The organism is Mycoplasma sp. 4079 (genome assembly GCF_047785185.1).
Classification (GTDB): domain Bacteria; phylum Bacillota_I; class Bacilli_A; order Mycoplasmatales; family Metamycoplasmataceae; genus Mycoplasmopsis.
On record NZ_JBLNNG010000009.1, the window covers coordinates 15,643 to 33,643 of the forward strand.

General features: G+C 28.3%; 10 protein-coding genes. 4 read left to right on the top strand and 6 right to left on the bottom strand.

Annotated features, from left to right (window positions below):
• Positions 1–71: 71 nt before the first annotated feature.
• From deoC to ACMZI9_RS02215, 4 genes are all read right to left on the bottom strand, one after another.
• A complete protein-coding gene (gene deoC, locus ACMZI9_RS02200) occupies positions 72–734 on the bottom strand; it encodes a deoxyribose-phosphate aldolase (RefSeq protein WP_416099188.1) in 663 nt (220 codons plus the stop codon).
• Between the two features lie 48 nt (positions 735–782).
• On the bottom strand, positions 783–2,078 hold the full coding sequence (locus ACMZI9_RS02205) for a pyrimidine-nucleoside phosphorylase (protein ID WP_416099189.1): 1,296 nt from the start codon (positions 2,076–2,078) through the stop codon (positions 783–785).
• 1 nt (position 2,079) lies between these two features.
• Positions 2,080–2,784, bottom strand: a complete 705-nt coding sequence (gene deoD, locus ACMZI9_RS02210) for a purine-nucleoside phosphorylase (RefSeq protein ID WP_257088632.1) — start codon at positions 2,782–2,784, stop codon at positions 2,080–2,082.
• Between the two features lie 281 nt (positions 2,785–3,065).
• A complete protein-coding gene (locus tag ACMZI9_RS02215) occupies positions 3,066–3,536 on the bottom strand; it encodes an L-threonylcarbamoyladenylate synthase (protein WP_416099190.1) in 471 nt (156 codons plus the stop codon).
• 98 nt (positions 3,537–3,634) lie between these two features.
• Here ACMZI9_RS02215 and mutM point away from each other — a divergent pair, with 98 nt between their 5' ends.
• The 4 genes from mutM (at position 3,635) to ACMZI9_RS02235 (ending at position 8,343) form a co-directional block, all read left to right on the top strand.
• Complete coding sequence (mutM, locus tag ACMZI9_RS02220; RefSeq protein WP_416099191.1) at positions 3,635–4,489, top strand: bifunctional DNA-formamidopyrimidine glycosylase/DNA-(apurinic or apyrimidinic site) lyase; 855 nt, start codon at positions 3,635–3,637, stop codon at positions 4,487–4,489.
• 1 nt (position 4,490) lies between these two features.
• Complete coding sequence (locus ACMZI9_RS02225) at positions 4,491–5,027, top strand: isochorismatase family cysteine hydrolase (protein WP_323176376.1); 537 nt, start codon at positions 4,491–4,493, stop codon at positions 5,025–5,027.
• Positions 5,018–5,350: a Smr/MutS family protein gene (locus ACMZI9_RS02230; RefSeq protein ID WP_323176375.1), complete on the top strand. Its 333-nt coding sequence runs from the start codon at positions 5,018–5,020 to the stop codon at positions 5,348–5,350. Before ACMZI9_RS02225 ends, ACMZI9_RS02230 begins: the two co-directional genes overlap by 10 nt.
• A gap of 221 nt (positions 5,351–5,571) precedes the next feature.
• Positions 5,572–8,343, top strand: a complete 2,772-nt coding sequence (locus tag ACMZI9_RS02235; protein ID WP_416099192.1) for a cation-translocating P-type ATPase — start codon at positions 5,572–5,574, stop codon at positions 8,341–8,343.
• A gap of 136 nt (positions 8,344–8,479) precedes the next feature.
• Here the strand turns inward: ACMZI9_RS02235 and ACMZI9_RS02240 are convergent, their stop codons facing one another.
• The gene (locus ACMZI9_RS02240) at positions 8,480–9,346 is read right to left on the bottom strand and encodes a hypothetical protein (protein WP_323176373.1); all 867 of its coding nucleotides are present in this window, start codon (positions 9,344–9,346) and stop codon (positions 8,480–8,482) included.
• Positions 9,347–9,653: 307 nt separating this feature from the next.
• Positions 9,654–17,876: a lipoprotein 17-related variable surface protein gene (locus ACMZI9_RS02245; RefSeq protein WP_416099193.1), complete on the bottom strand. Its 8,223-nt coding sequence runs from the start codon at positions 17,874–17,876 to the stop codon at positions 9,654–9,656.
• Positions 17,877–18,001: the final 125 nt, after the last annotated feature.

An 18,001-nucleotide genomic window follows, 5' to 3' on the forward strand; every position in this document is an offset into this window, starting at 1 on the left:
TGAACTTAAATTGAATAAAGCGCATTAAAAAATCACCATCTTATGATAGTGATCTGATAATTATTAAAGGATTAGTATCCTTCTTTAGAAGTTTTTCCTTCAACAATAGCGATTGAACGACTTGTTCCAAATCTTGTAGCTCCAGCTTCGTGCATTGCGATTAAATCATCAATGTTTGCAATTCCTCCAGCTGCTTTGATAAGTAATTTGTCTCCACAAACGCTTTTCATAATTTTAACATCTTCTAATGATGCACCACGGAAGCTTGTTCCTGTTGAAGTTTTGATGAATTCAGCACCTGATTTCATAACGATTTCAGTTGCTTTTCTGATTTCTTCTTCTGATAATAAAGCTGTTTCGATGATAACTTTAAGAACTTTATCTCCACAAGCTTCTTTAACTTTTTTGATGTCGTTAAGAACGTATTCGTAGTCTCCTTGTTTGAAACGTCCGATAGCCATAACCATATCAATCTCTGTAGCACCGTGTTCGATAGCTAATTTAGCTTCGTGTGCTTTAACTGCTGTAATGTTAGCTCCCAAAGGGAAACCAACAACTACAGTAACACCAATTCCTGTTCCTGCTAATCTTTCAGCTGCGTATTTTGCTCATCCTGAGTTAACACAAACTGTAGCAAAGTCATATTTAATAGCTTCGTCGATTAATTTATCAATATCTTTTTTTTGTGCTTCAGCTTTTAATAAAGTATGATCGATTAATTTGTTGTAATTCATTTTATCCTTTGTTTAAATTTAACTATTTAAATTAAGTGTTTAATGTAATTATTGTAATTTAGCAATAATAATTTTGTTTTCAACTTTTTCTTTATTGAATTTGTATCCTTGTTTAAGTTCGTTAACTAATTCAACATCAATTGGGTTTGATGAATATAATGTGAATAATACATCACCTTTTTTAACTTCTTCATTTGTTTTCTTGTTCAATGTAATTCCAGCTTCATTGTCAATGCTGTCTTCTTTTGTTTTTCTACCAGCACCTAATTTCATTGAAACAATACCAAATGTTAAAGCGTCAAAGATTTCTAAGTATCCTTCGTCTTCTGAAATAACTTCTAATTTGTATTTAGGATTTCAGAATGTAGGTGATTTAAGAGCTTCTACATCACCATGTTGTACTCTTACAAATTCATAGAATTTTTCAAGAGCTTTTCCGTTTTTAATAACTTCATCAACCATTTTAAGTGCTTCATCGTGTGATTTAGCAATTTTAGCTTGTTCTAAAATTGTTGCACAAGATGAGTAAACTAATTCATTGAAATCTTCAGGTCCTTTTCCTTCAAGAGTTCTAATAGCTTCAAGAACCTCGTTTTTGTTACCGATTTCACGACCAATTGGTCTTGACATATTTGTAATTTCAGCTCTTGTGTCTACATTAAGTTCTTTACCGATGCTAATCATTGTTTCTGCTAATGCAATAGCACTTTTTTCATTTTTCATAAAAGCACCATTTCCACATTTAACGTCAAGTAAGATAGCATTTGAACCTGTTGCTAATTTTTTAGACATAATAGATGAAGCAATAAGTGGAATAGATTCAACTGTTGCTGTAACATCTCTTAATGCATATAATTTTTTGTCAGCTGGAACAAGTGATGCAGATTGTCCAATAACTGCAATGCCGTGTTCTTTAACTTGATCGATAAATTCTTTTTCTGATAATTCAACTGTGAAACCTGGAATAGTTTCTAATTTATCGATAGTTCCACCTGTGTGCCCAAGTCCTCTACCACTCATTTTAGCAACTGGAGCCCCTAAAGCAGCAACGATTGGTCCTACTGCTAAAGTTGTTTTATCTCCAATTCCACCTGTTGAGTGTTTGTCAACTTTAATACCAGGAATAGCTGATAAGTTCATAACTTCACCAGAATGCATCATATATTTTGTCATTGTTGCAATTTCTCTTGAGTTCATTCCATTGAACATAACTGCCATTAAGAATGCACTCATTTGGTAATCTGGTGCTTCACCTCTAACGTATGAATTAATTAAAAATTCAATTTCTTCATTTGTTAGTTCATGATTTAAACGTTTTTTCTCAATAATATCTACTACACGCATATTATTTTGCTAATTCTAAAGCAATCTCCATCATTTTTGTAAATGCTGTTTGACGTTCTTCAGCTGATGTTTCTTCGTGTGTAATTAAGTTATCTGAAATTGTTAATAAACAAGCAGCTTCTTTTCCTGTAGCTTCAGCATTTGTGAATAATGCAAATGATTCCATTTCAACACAAACTGATTGTGTTTCTTCAATTCTTTGTTCAAGTGGAACAACTGAGTAGAATATGTCTGATGAATGCACTCTTCCTTCAGTAATTTTTGTTCCTTGTGAAGCAGCAATAGCTTTAATTTCTTCGTTTAATTTTGCTGAAGGTAATGAAATGTTTCCTTCTTTTCCTAAAGCAATTCTTCTAAATGCATCAGCGTCAGCAAAAGCTTCTGATGCTAAAACAACTTCGTAAAGTCCTAAGTCAGCTTTGTATGATCCAGCTGAACCAATTCTAATAATTCTATCTACATCATAAAATTTGAATAATTCGTATGAGTAAATCCCGATTGAAGGACATCCCATTCCACTAGCTGCTACAGTGATTGGTCTTCCTTTGTATGTACCTGTGTACATAAACATATTTCTAACTGTATTAACTAATTTGAACCCTTCATCTAAGTATGTTTCAGCAATAAATTTTGCTCTTAATGGGTCACCTGGCATAATAACTGTTTTAGCTATTTCACCTTTTTTAGCATGAATGTGTGGTGTCATAATTTCCTCCTAAATTTAATAATTTAAAAACATCAAAATATTAAGTATGATGTGGACTATTTTTAGTCAAAAATATTTTAACACTTAAAACAAAAAGTTAAAAGAATTATTAATAATGTATTATTAATAAGGAAAATAAAAAAGTTAGTCAAGCAGACTAACTAAAATATGCACAAAATAATTTCATATATAAATTCATTTATATGGAAGCAGTTATTATAAAAAGCAAACCAAAAACAAAACTTTGTCAAAAGTTCTATTTTTGAGTTTTTATAGACATTTTAACGTCTGATAGTTTCTCTAGTATCTAAATTATAAATTGTACTTGGTGTTCCTGTTCCTTCGCAGAAGTCAATAACATTTTGGATCATTGGGAATTGTGCTTTAGCTTCTTCTAAAGTTTTCGAAGCTGGTTGTCCTGATAAATTAGCACTTGTTAAATACATTGGACCATTTTTGATTAAGAACTCTTGAAACGCTTTGCAAGCTGGCATTCTGAAACCTTGATCATTTACAATAATTGTATTTGCTCCAGGTCATTTATGAATAGCAAATGCATTTGCTTCTTCATTTCATTGCGCAAATCCTTGAGCTTGTTCTAATGAACCTACAACAATTACCATCTTTTTATCTAAAGGTCTTTGTTTAAGTTCATAAAGTGCTTCTAATGTTTCAGGAGAAACAAAACTACCAAGTCCAGGTACAGTATCTGTAGATACTAGGAAAATATCTTTATATTTTGATCTTTCCATATTTTAATTTTACTCTTATAGAGTAAAATATATATACTAAATTAAATTTTTTGTAAATTTATTTAAAAAACTTTTAACCCTAAAAAATGGAGGTAAAAATGCCAGAATATCCTGAAGTGACTATAATCACAGAACAATTAAATAAAAAAATATTAAACAAAACTATCAAAAATGTACAAATTAATGTTTCTAAAATTATTAAAAATGTACCTTTAGATGAGTTTGTAAAATCAGTTACTGATAAGAAAATTATCCAAATTCAAAATTATGGTAAATTCATCACAATTTATTTAGATGACAATTCTAAAATGGTTATCCATTTAAGAATGTCAGGTATGTTTTATGTTGTAGAACAACAACATTTAGCTGACTTAAAGAAAATGGTAAATCATATAATTGTTGAATTTTATTTATCTGACAACTTATGTTTTGTTTTTGTTGATCCAAGAATGTTCGGATCAATTGAATACTTTGCAAACACTGATAAAAGAAGTGTTTATGAAATCAAAAAGTTAGCTAAGTTACCTAAAGATGTAGATGTTGATGCTTTATATGAAAAATTACAAAGAAAAAACATTTCAATTAAAGCTGCATTATTAGATCAACAACTTGTTTTAGGTATTGGTAATATTTATGCAGATGAATCTTTATTTGCATCTAAAATTTACCCAATGACTAAATGCAACAAACTAACAAAAGAACAACTTAAAGAACTTTTAAAAAATGTACAAATCATTATGGACGACAGTATCAAAGCAGGTGGTAGCACAGTTCACACTTATGCGTCAGTTAATGGTGTAGTTGGACATTATCAAAACTATTTAAGAGTTTATAGCAGAGCTAATAAACGTTGCTTAGTATGTAAAGAAGGAATTGTTCAAAAAGTTAAATTAGACTTTAAACCAAATGGGAGAGGAACATCATTCTGTCCTGTTTGTCAAAAAGAACAATAAGATGAATAAAAAAAGTTTATTAATAGTAATAGATATGCTTAACGGTTTTGCTAAAGAAGGAAAATTATCTTCAAGTAGAATAAATAACATTATTCCTACTATAGAAGATATGTTGCAAAACTATGAGCATAATATTTTCATATGCGACCATCACTCTGAAGATGATTTGGAAATGAAAACTTATCCAATTCATTGTTTAGCTAATGATAAAGAATCACAAATAGTTCCTGAATTGCAAGAATATGTTCAAAAAGTTTATTATAAAAATACTACAAATGGTTTTTACGATATTCCAATGAACTTATGAGATCAATACGATGAATTTGTGCTTGTAGGTTGTTGCACAGATATTTGTGTTATGCAACTTGCTTTAAGTTTAAAAGTTTACTTGAACAAAATAAATTCAGATAAAAAAGTCATAGTTTATTCAAATGCAACTAATACATATGATACTCTTGAACATAATGGAGACAAATTCCACAACTTTGCTCTAGACATAATGAAAAACGCAGGAATTAAAATTAGAGTATGAGAGTAGTTGATTTACACGGTTTATTAGCTGAAGAGGCTCTAATTGTAATTACAAACAATTTGTTTGATTATAAAACTGGTAAAGTTGATCAAATTATGTTCATCACAGGTAAAGGTACTGGTATTTTAAAAACTACATTAGAAAACTACTTAAATTCTAATAAAATTAGATACTCTATTTTTAATGACGATGGAGCTTATTTAATAAATAGATTCAATGAACCGTATTCAACATATGACTATGATTCATATGAAGACGATGAAGAATTTTCAATGTCACCATTAGATGTAGATAATTTATTTAATAACTTCAAGAATGAAGAAGAATAAGAACAAATTGCTTTAAATTTAGATTTATCAGGATTATCAAAATCTAAATAAAGCAAGAAAAACACCTTTAATAACCGACCACTAGCCAAAGACTTTTAAGTCTATGTGCTAGTGGTTTTTGTATTTTGTAGCTTAAAAATATTAAATTTAGCAAATCAGGAACAAAAGGTATAATTATTTAACTTATTTATAAGTTAAATTACATAAGAAAGGAGAAAAAAATGGAAAACTTAACACAAACTGATTTAAAACTTGGTTTAAGTTCTGAGGAAGCACTTAAAAGAAATCAACAATTCGGTTTAAACACAATTGAAACTAAAAAGAAAAAGAACATCTTTTTAATTTTCTTAAATCAATTTAAAGATTTTATGATCATCATTCTTTTAATTGCTGCTGCATTTAGTTTTGGTGTTACTATTTGAGAACACGTTGATGGTAGATTAAAAACACCTAGTGAAATCGTTATTGCATATATTGAACCATTTATCATTTTAGTAGTTGTAGCACTTAATTCTATGCTTGGAACTTATCAGGAAATCAAGAGTGATCAAGCTGTAGCTGCATTAGCTAAATCTAATGAGCTTATGGCTAAAGTTATAAGAGATGGAAAAACAGTTGTTATTCCATCATCACAAGTTACAATTGGTGATTTAATTGTGGTTGAAGCTGGAGATTACATCTCTGCTGATGCTGAATTAGTTGAATCTTACTCACTTAGTGTAGTTGAATCATCATTAACTGGTGAATCACTTGCTGTAGATAAAAAAGTTGGAACTATTGAAAACATTGAATCTTTACAATTAGGTGACAGATACAATCAAATTTACTCAAGTACATACGTTGTAAATGGTAGAGCAATTGCACTTGTAAAAGCAATTGGTGCTAACACAGAAATCGGAAAGATTAACTCATCTATCCAAGAACAAGAAGTTCAACTTTCGCCATTACAAATTAAATTAAACAAATTAAGTAAAATCTTCGGAATTGCTGGGGTTGTATTATTGTTCTTAACAACAATCTTACAAATTGTTTTAACAAACACAATTTCAAACACTTGAAATGAACCTCAAGTGTACTCAAACGCTGTTGTCATTGGTATTTCACTTGCAGTAGCTGCAATTCCTGAAGGGTTAATTACTTTCACAACAGTTCTTTTAGCAATAGGTGTTTCAAGAATGACAAAACAAAATGCAATTATCAAAGCATTCCCTGTTGTTGAAACATTAGGTTCTACATCAATTATTTGTTCAGATAAAACAGGAACACTAACTGAAAACAAAATGACAGTTGTTAAATTCTTTGAAGCAGCTGACCCAAATAATAAAAACTTAGCTAAATCGCAAACATTAGCATCATTTGTTGCTTGTTGTGATGCAGAAGTTACAAAACTTGAAAATAGTTACAACGAAGTCGGAGACCCTACTGAAACAGCTATCTTAAGATTTGGAATTGAAAATAACAATTCAAAAGATAGTTTCTATTCTAGATACAAAAAGATTTCTTCACTTCCATTTGATAGTGACAGAAAAACAATGTCAGTATTAATCGAAACACCTGAAGGTGGTAGAGTAATGATTACAAAAGGTGCTCCTGATGTAATCTTATCTAAATCAAAAAACAAAGCTGATGAATATTCACACATTAATGAACAATGATCAAACGATTCAATCAGAGTTATTGCTGTTGGATACAAAAAAATGAAACCTGATACAACTTCAATTAGTGTTGAAGATGAAAATGATTTAGTATTCTTAGGATTAATCGGAATGATTGATCCACCTAGAGCTTCAGTTAAAGCTTCAATCGAAGAAGCTACTGCAGCTGGAATTAAAACAGTTATGATTACAGGTGATCACTTGACAACTGCTGTTTCAATCGCAAAAAGCTTATCAATTTTCAAAGATGGAGATATTGCAATTGATGGAAAACAATTAGCAGAAATGAGTGATGAACAATTATTAGAACAAGTTAAAAACATTTCTGTATATGCTCGTGTAAATCCATCTGACAAATTACGTATTGTTAAAGCTTGACAAGCACACAATCAAGTTGTTGCTATGACAGGAGACGGTGTTAATGATGCTCCTGCTCTTAAAGCAGCCGACGTCGGTTGTGCAATGGGAATTACAGGAACAGATGTTTCTAAACAAGCTGCTGATGTTATTTTAACTGATGACAACTTTAACACGATTGTGCACGCTGTAAAAAGTGGTAGAGAAACATTCGACAGAATTAAAACCGTTATCTTAAACTTACTTATTTCTTCATTAACAGAAATTATTGTTATGTTATTTGGTTTATTCATCTTTAGATTTATCTTTAAAGATGCAATCAATACAGCTGAATTTATTGTTCTTACAGCTGCACAATTATTATGAATTAACCTTCTTACACACGGACTTCCTGCTATTGCTCTTGGAATGGTACCAAATGAAGAAGATGTTATGAAACGTAAACCATTTAATAAAAATGATAGTATCTTCGCAAATGGAATGGGTATTAGTTTAATTATCCAAAGTTCAATCTTAGGATTTGTATCATTACTTTCATACTTATTTGTTGGGTTATATGCTCAATCACAAGGTATTAAAGGTGAATGATTTGTAAAACTTACATCTTCTGCTACATTCATTACATTAGGTATTGGTTCAAGTATTAACTCACTTAACTTAATGTCTTCAAAAAGCATTTTTGTAACAAACATTAAAAAATACTACCTAGTTTACTTAGCTTCAGCATTCAGCTTTATCTGCGTTGTTGCTTCAGCATTCATTCCTGGACTTGCTTCAGTGTTTGGAAATGTTGATATTGTTGAGTTTGTAAATGATGCAAAATTAATCGCTTTAAAAACATCATACTCAGTTGTTTACTGATTAATTCCATTATTACTTGGATTTGTGCTTACAGTTTCATTTGAATTCTACAAACTTTACAAATTTATTAAATTTAACCCTAACAATCACATCAAAGCTAAATTAGCAAAGAAAAACTAATTACCTTACAAATCATATAAACAGTTAAATTAATCAGTTTGACTGTTTTTTTTACAATTTTTGCATAATTTTGCACATTAGAGTATATAAAAACAGTACCATGTGAGTGGTACTGAATTTTATTTAAATTAAATCATTATTTGTTTTTGTTTTTTCTTCTAGCAGCAGTCGCAATGAAAATACCACTTAAGAAGGCAATTAATGAACCAGCAACAACGTATGGTCATACTAAGCGTGGAACTCTGTTAACTAATGATTTTTTAACAGCAGTTACTAAAACATTAAGGTCTTTGATTTTTGAAACATCAAGAGCTAATTGTTTCATATTTTTAACATCATCTGATTTTATGTCGCTTCTGTCTTTAAGTTGAATGTTGAAGTAATCGTATGTTGTTAATAATTTTTTAAACTCATTTAAGTTAGCTAAATCTAATTGTTTAGCTGTTTTATTAAATTTGTATTCTGAAACTTTTGATGTTAAGTAGTCAACTAAGTTAAGTAAGTTTTGAGCTTTAGCAACTGCTTTTTCTCCAGATTCTTCTTTGTATGATTTTGAATTGAACATAGCAATTTTATTTTCAATTTGTTTTCTTAAAGCATTTGCTTTTTCAGTTCCATATGTACTTGCTAAGTATTGGTTTGTTAAGCTTTCTAACTCAGATACTTGTGCATCATAGTTAGCTTTGTTTAAAGCTTTAGCATCTTCAATAGCTTTTTGTAGTTCTTCAATTGATTTAGCAGATTTAATAGCTTCAGAAGCTTTGAATTTTTCTGAATCATATGGATATGGTTCATCTGATAAGAATGATAAGTCGTTAAGTGATTTAACTGCTTCATTCTTTGTATCATTGAATTTTGTTCTTCCTTCAAGAGCATCAGTTTCAGGATTTGTAGTTGTTACAGTTTCAGTTGTTGCACTTACTGTTGTAAGTAAAGCAATTGGAGCTACAACTCCTGCGCTTAAAGGTAAAAGAATTCATTTTTTCTTGTTTTTTAAATTCATAAAATTTCCTTTTTCAATAAATACTTAAGGAAGCTAAAAATATTAATTTTTAAGCTAGAAAAGCACTTATTTTATTCTTTTCTTTTTTATAAGCCAAATATTCATATTAATTATACTTATAAATATCATAAAAATCAACTTTGAAGCATCTTTTTTTTTTTTTTTGCAAAAATGCAATTTTTTACATATTTTACCTTAAAGTTTCACATTTATGAAATTTTTATATTTTTAAAAAATACAAAAAATCAGCACTATTTTTATCAAGTACCGATTGATTTTGTTTGTTTATTAAACGTTAGTTAATTTCTTATTTCTTTCTACCAAATACAAAGATTAACATACCAATTAATCAAGTTACAGCTGAAGCAGCTACAAAGTATGGTCAGATTAAGATTGGTGATGCTTCTTTTAATGATTTTGTAATCGCTGTTGTAAGCACATTTAAGTTGTTAATCTTTGCAATATTAGAAATAATTTGTTTTAAGTTTTTAACATCATCAGCTTTAATTTGTGATTTATCTTTTGTAGCAATTTTAAAGTAATTATTATCATTTAAAGCTTTTGAGAACTCGTCAATGTTGCTTAATGATGAAGCTTCTGATGATGTGTTAAATTTAGGTTTAGATACATCTGTTGTGATGTAATCAACTAAACTAAGCAAGTTTTTAGATTTAGTAATAGCTTCTGCACCATTTGTGTCTTCAAATGATTTAGCAGCAAAGTTTGCTAATGCTTCTTCGATTTTTTCTCTTAATTTATTTGATTTAGCTGTCCCATATGTACTTTGTAAGTATTCATTAGTTAAGTTATCTAATTCACTTACTTTTGCATCATAGTTAGCTTTGTTTAAAGCTTTAGCATCTGAAATTGCTTTATCTAATGATTCAGCATCTGTAGCGTTTTTAATAGCTTCAGAAGCTTTGAATTTTTCAGATGTTGAATATGGTTCATCTGATATGTATGAAAGTTTAGCAAGTTCTTTAAGAGCTTCTTCTTTAGCAGCATCTAAGCTTGCACTTCCATCAAGAGCAGCAGTTGCATTGTTTAATTTATTTGTTAAATCAACAATGTTATCTACTGGATCATTAAAGTTAGTAATATCTTTAATTACTTCTACATTAGCTTTAGCTGCATCAAAGTTAGCTTTTGGTTGTTCTGAAGCTTCTGTGTAAGCAATTGTTTTTTGTGCTTTAGAAGCTTTCTCTAGAGCTTCTTTAGCATTATTCATTAAAGTAGCATTGTTTACAATGTTATTTACATCTACAATAGCTTCTTTAGCATTAATATCAGCTTTAGCAGCATCTTTTTGTGTTTCTGATAAGTAACTTAACTTATCGATAGCAGCAATAGCATCTGCTTTAGCTTTTGCTAAGTTTGCATCTCCGTTTAATGCTTTGTGAGCATCTTTAAGAGTTTGCACTTTATCTTGTAAGTTTTCTACAGCGTTCTCAAAGACTTCTTTGCTTTCTAATGAATTTAAATTATCTAATGCTGTAGTTAATGCATTTTGTTTATCTGCATCAGCTTCTTTGAATTGAACTTTTTCTTTAACTGGGACAATATCTTTAATTGTTACTAGAGCAGCATCAACTGCTGTTGTATTTGAAACAATGTTATTTACATTGTTAATTGTGTTTTGTTCTTCAACTTTAGCTTTAGCAGCATCTTTTTGTGTTTCTGAGATGTTTTGTAATGCATCAATAGTTTTCTTAGCTTCTTTTTTATGCTTGTCTAATTCAGTTAAGAAACCACTTAAAGTAATAGTTTTAGATTGTTCTGATTCAATATCAGTTAAGTTTTCTTTAGTTGAAGCAATTTTATATTTAAAGGTAATTGAACCATTAGCATCATCAGCGCTTAACTCACTAATTTTTAAATTAACTTGATTAATCGCTTCATTATCTAAGTTCATATCAAAATATGTACTTAAATTATTTAATACTTCATCTTTATTAGCTAATAATTCTGAAGGTAAAATTTCAGCTTGATTATCTAATTTATATTCAACATGAGCTTGAATTGTATCATCAGCTAATAAATTATTAATTCTTTCTTGTTCAGTTAAAAATCCGTTAATAGTGAATTTTTTATCATCAACATGAATGTCATTTAAACCATCTCTTGTTGAATAAATGCTATAAGTACCACTTAAAGTACCATTTCTTTCATCACGAGTTTTATTACTAATTGTAATATTTGTAGTTTTAGCATCGTTTTGACTTAAATTACTGATAGTAATTGCAGTATTTGAAGCTTGTTTTTGATTTTTATCACTAACACTATTATTAAAATCAAAAACTAAACCTTCTAATCTTTGTAATTCAGTTTTAAAACCGCTTAATTTATTAGTATTATCACTTCTTGTTTCATTAACAACAATTTCTGCACCTTCTAAACCTGGTTTAGTTGATTGCAAGGTATAAGTTACTTTGATATATCCTTCACGATCATCACGTTCAGTAATAGTTAATGAATTTTCTTTAACTTTAATGTGATTTTGTTTTAAAGTTTCATCATTGTTTAATTTAACAATTACTTTTGAATCAATTACATCTTTTTCATTATAAAGCGGTAAGTATTGATCACGATTTGTAAAATCAAGCACAATTTGTGGTAAGAAGTTTTCAATTCTTCTTTTCTCTTCTTCAATATTAGTTAAGAAGCCATCAAAATTAACAGAAGTTGATTCTTTAGAAATTACTTGTTGTTCATTGAATGTATCTTTTCAATTGCTTACTAATTTTTTCAAATCATTTTGATCAGTATTTACTTGTCTATTTGAAATTAATTTGTATTTAACTCCAATTTGACCTGTATTATCATTAGCATCTGTTAGAAGTAAATCAGAGCTATAATCGTTTGTGTTGTCAGCATTTTCTTTAATTGAAGCACTAAAATCATCTTTATTTAAAGTTGAAGCTTTTTTATTTTCTTTATTAACAGTGCTATTTAATGAAATATTATATGGATTAGTGTCAACTAATTTATTTAATCTTTGTAATTCTGTTTCAAATCCACTAATAATAATTTCTTTAGTGTCAGAAACTACAGAATCAAAGTCTGGTTTAGTTGATTTAATTTGGAAACTTAAACGAATTTCACCAGTTAAATCATTGTAACCAACAATTTTTTGATTAATGAATTCATAATTATCTTTATTTAATGTATCTCAAGTTCAATTAGTGGTTGCATCTGTTAAACTTGAAGCTTGTTCATTTGCTTTATTTGGATAATCAATACGATAAACAACACCATTTTCAACTTTGTCACTAAAATCAAGAGAATTTAATCTTTCTTTTTCAATTTGCTCTAAAGTTTTAAAGCCACTTAAAGTACCTGATTTTTTATATTGGTCGCTTGATGTTACATTATTCAAGTTTTGTGAATTTACCACACCTCTATTAGAAATAATTTGTCAAGTATAACTAATTTCACCTGTGTTATCATTAGCTGATTTATCTACTACTTTTAAGTTATAGCTTGTATCTTGATTAGTTGCTAATTTATTTAAAATTAAGTCTTTTAATAATTTTGATGCCTTTAATTTATTATATTTGTCGCTTGCAAGATTTTTAATTCCAGCTTTAATTGCTAAGTTTTGCATAATTTCATCAAGACGCATTTGCTCAGTCTTAAAGCCTTTAATTTGTGCGTATTTATTTTCTGAAGTTACATCTTGATAAATTTCATCGCTTTTTTCAGAAACTAAATGGTATTGGATTCTAATAGAACCTTCAATTTCATTTCTTGCATCAATATTATCAATTACAACTCTAGCTTCTGGATTAGTTTCTTTAATAGTTTTAATTACTTTTTTAATAACTGCATCTGAAGGTAAGGTTGCATTTTTATCTTCATAATCTAATACAACAGTTAAATTATTTAAACGTGTTTTTTCTGCATCGCGATCTATTTTATCTTGCTCTTCCTTAGTTCTAAAACCATCAATTACTGAGTTTTTATTATTACTTTCAGGAGCAACAAAATTATGAATTTCTCAATTTGAAATTAATTCATTTTGTGTTTTAGTTGAAATTAATTTGAGATTTAAAGTATTTTCTCCAGCTTGATTATTTGGAGTAATTGAATTAATTTCTATATTAGCTTTGTTAGTAGTTTTTTTAGCTTCATCATAAGCATAATTATTTTTATCATTAGCTGGCGCAACTGAAGGTAATTGATCCTTTTTAGTTCCATCAAAACTAATATCTTCTTTACTTAAAGTATTTAAAAGTTCATTTAATCTTTGGCTTTCAGTTTTAAAGCCACTAAGAATTATTTCTTTGGTATCAGATTCAATATTGCTTTGATTACTTTTTAGTTTATATGAAAGTTTAATTTCACCAGTAATGTCATTGTAACCAATAATTTTTTTATCAATTACACTAATGTTAGAATCTTTAGCACTTAAAGTAATTTCATCGGCATTATATTCAGAAGCTAATTTATTTTTAGTTACATTTATTTCTAAATCATCAATTCCTTTAGCTTTTAAATTTTCTTTTTCTCTTTCATTTTCTTTTTCTCTTTCACCATCAGTTTGAAAAAGACTTAAAGAATAAGTTCTTGACTGAGAAACAATTTCATTATTCGGAATATCTGTTCGAGTAGATAAGAGATGATATTTGAAAGTAACTGTACCGTGTTGACTATCTCTTGCAGTAATTTCATCAATTATTAATTTAACTTTATTATTTGGTCCTGCTAAATAACCTGATAATTGTGCTAATTCAACTTCATCTACAGTAGTTTTGTTTTGTGGTTTATCACCATTAAATTCAAATTTTTTAGATCTATTTGTCAATAAATCATTTAATCTTTCCTCTTCAGTCATATAACCATTAATAGTTATAGTTTTAAGATCTGAAGTAAGAACTTTACCGTTTTTATTACTTTGAACCACAAAATTAGCTACTAATGTTCCAGTTCTATCATCTCAAGATTTAATTGATTTAACCACAATGGTTTCATTTGAATGATCAACATTATCATTAGCATCAAAAGCAATATTAACTTCTGATGATTTATTTACAAATTCTGATGCTTGAGTAAGGGGATCAGGAGTTCCTAAAAAATTACTTGCATTATAGCTATTAATAGTTTTTTGCTCTTTTTCTTCGCTGGTCATAAATCCAGTTATTTTAGTAGTTAAATTTTTGCTTGAAACAACTTTTTGATTATCTAAATTGTCTTTGGTTGATTCTAGTTTATAAGTTACAATTATTCCTCTTGGATCATTTGGATCAGGTTCAATTTTATCGATAATTACTTTAGCATTATTAGTTGGAGTAATAGAAGTTGTGAAATTATCCTTGTTTAAATCACTAACAGCAAAAGATTCTTTATCTGCGCCATTAAAATCAACAGTTTTTGTAACAGCTTCATCTTGAACTAATTGATCCAATCTTTCTTGTTCAGTTAAAGTACTTAAGGCATTATCATTATTTAAAGCATAAGTTTCACTTGATTGAACACTTTCAAGATTTTCTTTAGTTGATTGATATTTGTAACTTAATTCTAATTTACCTGTTACTTCATTTGGATTTGAAATAACTAAGTCAACTGGTTTAGCATCTTGTGGAATAGTATCATTATTAAATTCAATTTCATCATTTGAAATTTCGCTTGCTGTATCAGTTGTTTTTATATTATCTTTAACTTTGGCAGTTGCAGTACTTAAATCATTTAATCTTGCAACTTCAGTTTCATAACGATCTTGTCCATTTAAAGCATCAATTGCGCCTTTAATTTTTTTGTTTAAAGCATCAATTGTTTCTTTATTCATCAAATCAGAATTGTTTTCAGTATTTAAAGCAGTTACTAAATCTTCTGCTTCTTTAATCGCACCACTTTTTACATTGTTATTTTTAGTTGGGTTACCATCATAAGCAGCTCTTAAATCATTAGTGGTATAAGTGTAATCATTGCTTGAAGTAACTTTTTCTTGATTAGAAATATAGTCTTTTAAAGTCTTCATTGAAGAATCCAAAGCTTTATTGGTTGTATCTTGATTGTTAACATCTTCAATAGTATTTTGACTATTAATTAATTCAATTGCTTTTTCTTTTTGTTTTTGTGTTAAATATGAATATTCTGAATTAATTTTTCTAATTGCTTCATCTTTAGCAGCTTTTAATCTCTCATCACCATTTAAAGCAGCAACTGCATTATTGAGTGCTGTAGTTTTTTCTTTTACTTGTTCTAATGTTAAATTAGGCCCACTTGTTTTATTAATTTCATTTTCTTTAGCAGTAATTAAATTTTCTAAAGTATTTTGATTATCAGCTTGAGTATAATCAGTAGTTGTTCTAATTGATTCTATATTAGCTGGACTTTGACTATAACTTTTCATAGCATCGTCAAGTTTTTTATTTTCAGCATCTTGATTATTAACAGCGTTTACTGTTGTTAATGCGTCAATTTTATTAATTGCATCTTCTTTTTGCGCATTATTTAAATATGTATAAGTAGCATTTAATTTATTTTTTGCTTGTTTTTTAGCTTCTGCTAGATTTTCATCACCATTTAAATCTTCTTTTGCTTGTTTTAAAGCTGCAATTTTTTGATTAATTTGTTCGATTGTTAAATTATCAGTCGAACTTGTTAAATCAGTGTTTCTTTGATCTAAAGCATTATCAAAAGCAGTTTTTTTATCACTATCTGCTTCAGTATAATCAGTGCTTTTCTTAATTGTTGCTACATTGGTTGCGTCACTGTTAGCATCATCCTTGAATGTATTTTTATAATCATTCATTTTTTGATTTACTGTTTCTGCTTCAGTTAAAATTGCATTTGATTTTGTAGCGTCATCAATATTTTGATCATTAATTTTATTTTTAAAATATTCTTTTTGTGCTGGATTTAAACTATCTAAATTATCTATTTTAGCCTTTGTGATTGTTTTAAGTAGAGGAAAATCATATGGATTGATATTTTCATCCATACTTTCAGAATTAATTAAAGTTTTATATGCATCTTTTTCTGTGTTTTCTAAAGAAGTTTGATCAATTAAATTATTAGCATTTTCTTTCATTTTGCTAAAAATTTGTTTTTCAATTTGTTTAATTTTTGCACTTTTAGCTTGTTCGTCCAAATTTGAATCATTATAAACGTTTTTAATTTGTTCACGATAAGGATCTTTTTGTTGTTCGTCAGTTCATAAACTAAATTTATTTATAATTTCTTCTACATTTGAATCTGCTTCAATTGAATTTTTGATCTCGTCTCCAATAGTTTGCAACTCAGCATAATTATCTGCATTATCACCCAAACTATCGATCCTTTCAGTATAGTGTTTTTTTTGCTCATCAGATAATGAAGAATCTGAAAGTATTTTTTGTAATTCTGCAACTTTTTCTCTATATTTTAATAAACCTTCTAATTTATCTTCAGCAACTATATAAGTACTTAGACCTGTCGCTAACTCATGATTAGTAGTAGTTAAATTTAATATTTTTCGTTTCTTCCTGTCTCAACCTGTACTACTAATTGTTCCATTAATAGCTGTGTTCAATTCATTTAATTTTTTTTGTAATTCTTGCAATTGAGTTGTTAATTTTTCTTTTTCATTATCAAAATCAGTTTTTTCAGGTTCATCAGGTTCAAATTTATAATCAAAAGAAGCTTTTTTTGCTTGATAAGTAGCTAATTTGGTTCTAATTTCAGCAATTTTGTTATTTATTCCAATTAATCCATTATCCCCTAATAATTCCAAAGCTTCGCCATGGTTTCCACCCTTAGCTTTTTCATCAGCATTTAAGTTTTGACTATTTTTTAATCAATTCAATAATGTATTACTTAAATCCTGTGGAATATTTCTATTTAAATTATTTGAATCATTTGGATCTACAGTTGCATTTTTTAAAATAGTTACAAAATTATCATAATATGCTCGTGGAGCATTATAAACTTCTTTTTTTAATTCTACTTGAAGTTCGTCTAAAATAAACTTTTCAAATTCTTGAAAAGTATTAAATCTTCCTCGATATTCACTAAGTGTTTTAAAAGTTGTTAAATCTTTTATTTTTTGATCAAATACTTCAATTGCATTTTCAGCTGCATGATCCTCATCAGTAATGGCTTCGTTAGGCATAAATCTTCATTCAAGTGAACCTTTTTTGTTTTCGTTGTAATTATCGAAATATAAACCAGGTCTATTTCAAAATCAATTTTTAATTTCTTTAATTCACTCATTTTTAGAGTTCTCATCATTAATTTGGTTAAAACTTGATAATTGAATAAAAAAATCATAAACTGATTGCAATTGATTTTCATCAATTGCAAAATCTATTATTTTTCTCCTATTCTCTCTTGAATTTTTGTATCCAGATGGAACATGCAAATTATTTATAGTGGTAGTAGAATCAGCAAGCTTTTCTTGTGATTCGATAAAAGTTTTCAAGTCTTCGGCTGCCATTCTTTGAAACTCATTTCAATTTTCTTGATTGGCAGCAGTAATAGCTGAAACTGAAACTAATGATGATGCTATTATTGCACCAAAAGAAAGAAAAATTTTTCTACTTTTCTTCATTTTAATAACACACCTTTCCTATATATATATATATATATATATATATATTATATACCTGTGGAAGAAATGTGAAAAAATTAAAACTTTTTTGAAAATTGCATTAATTTCAGGTATGACATTAATTC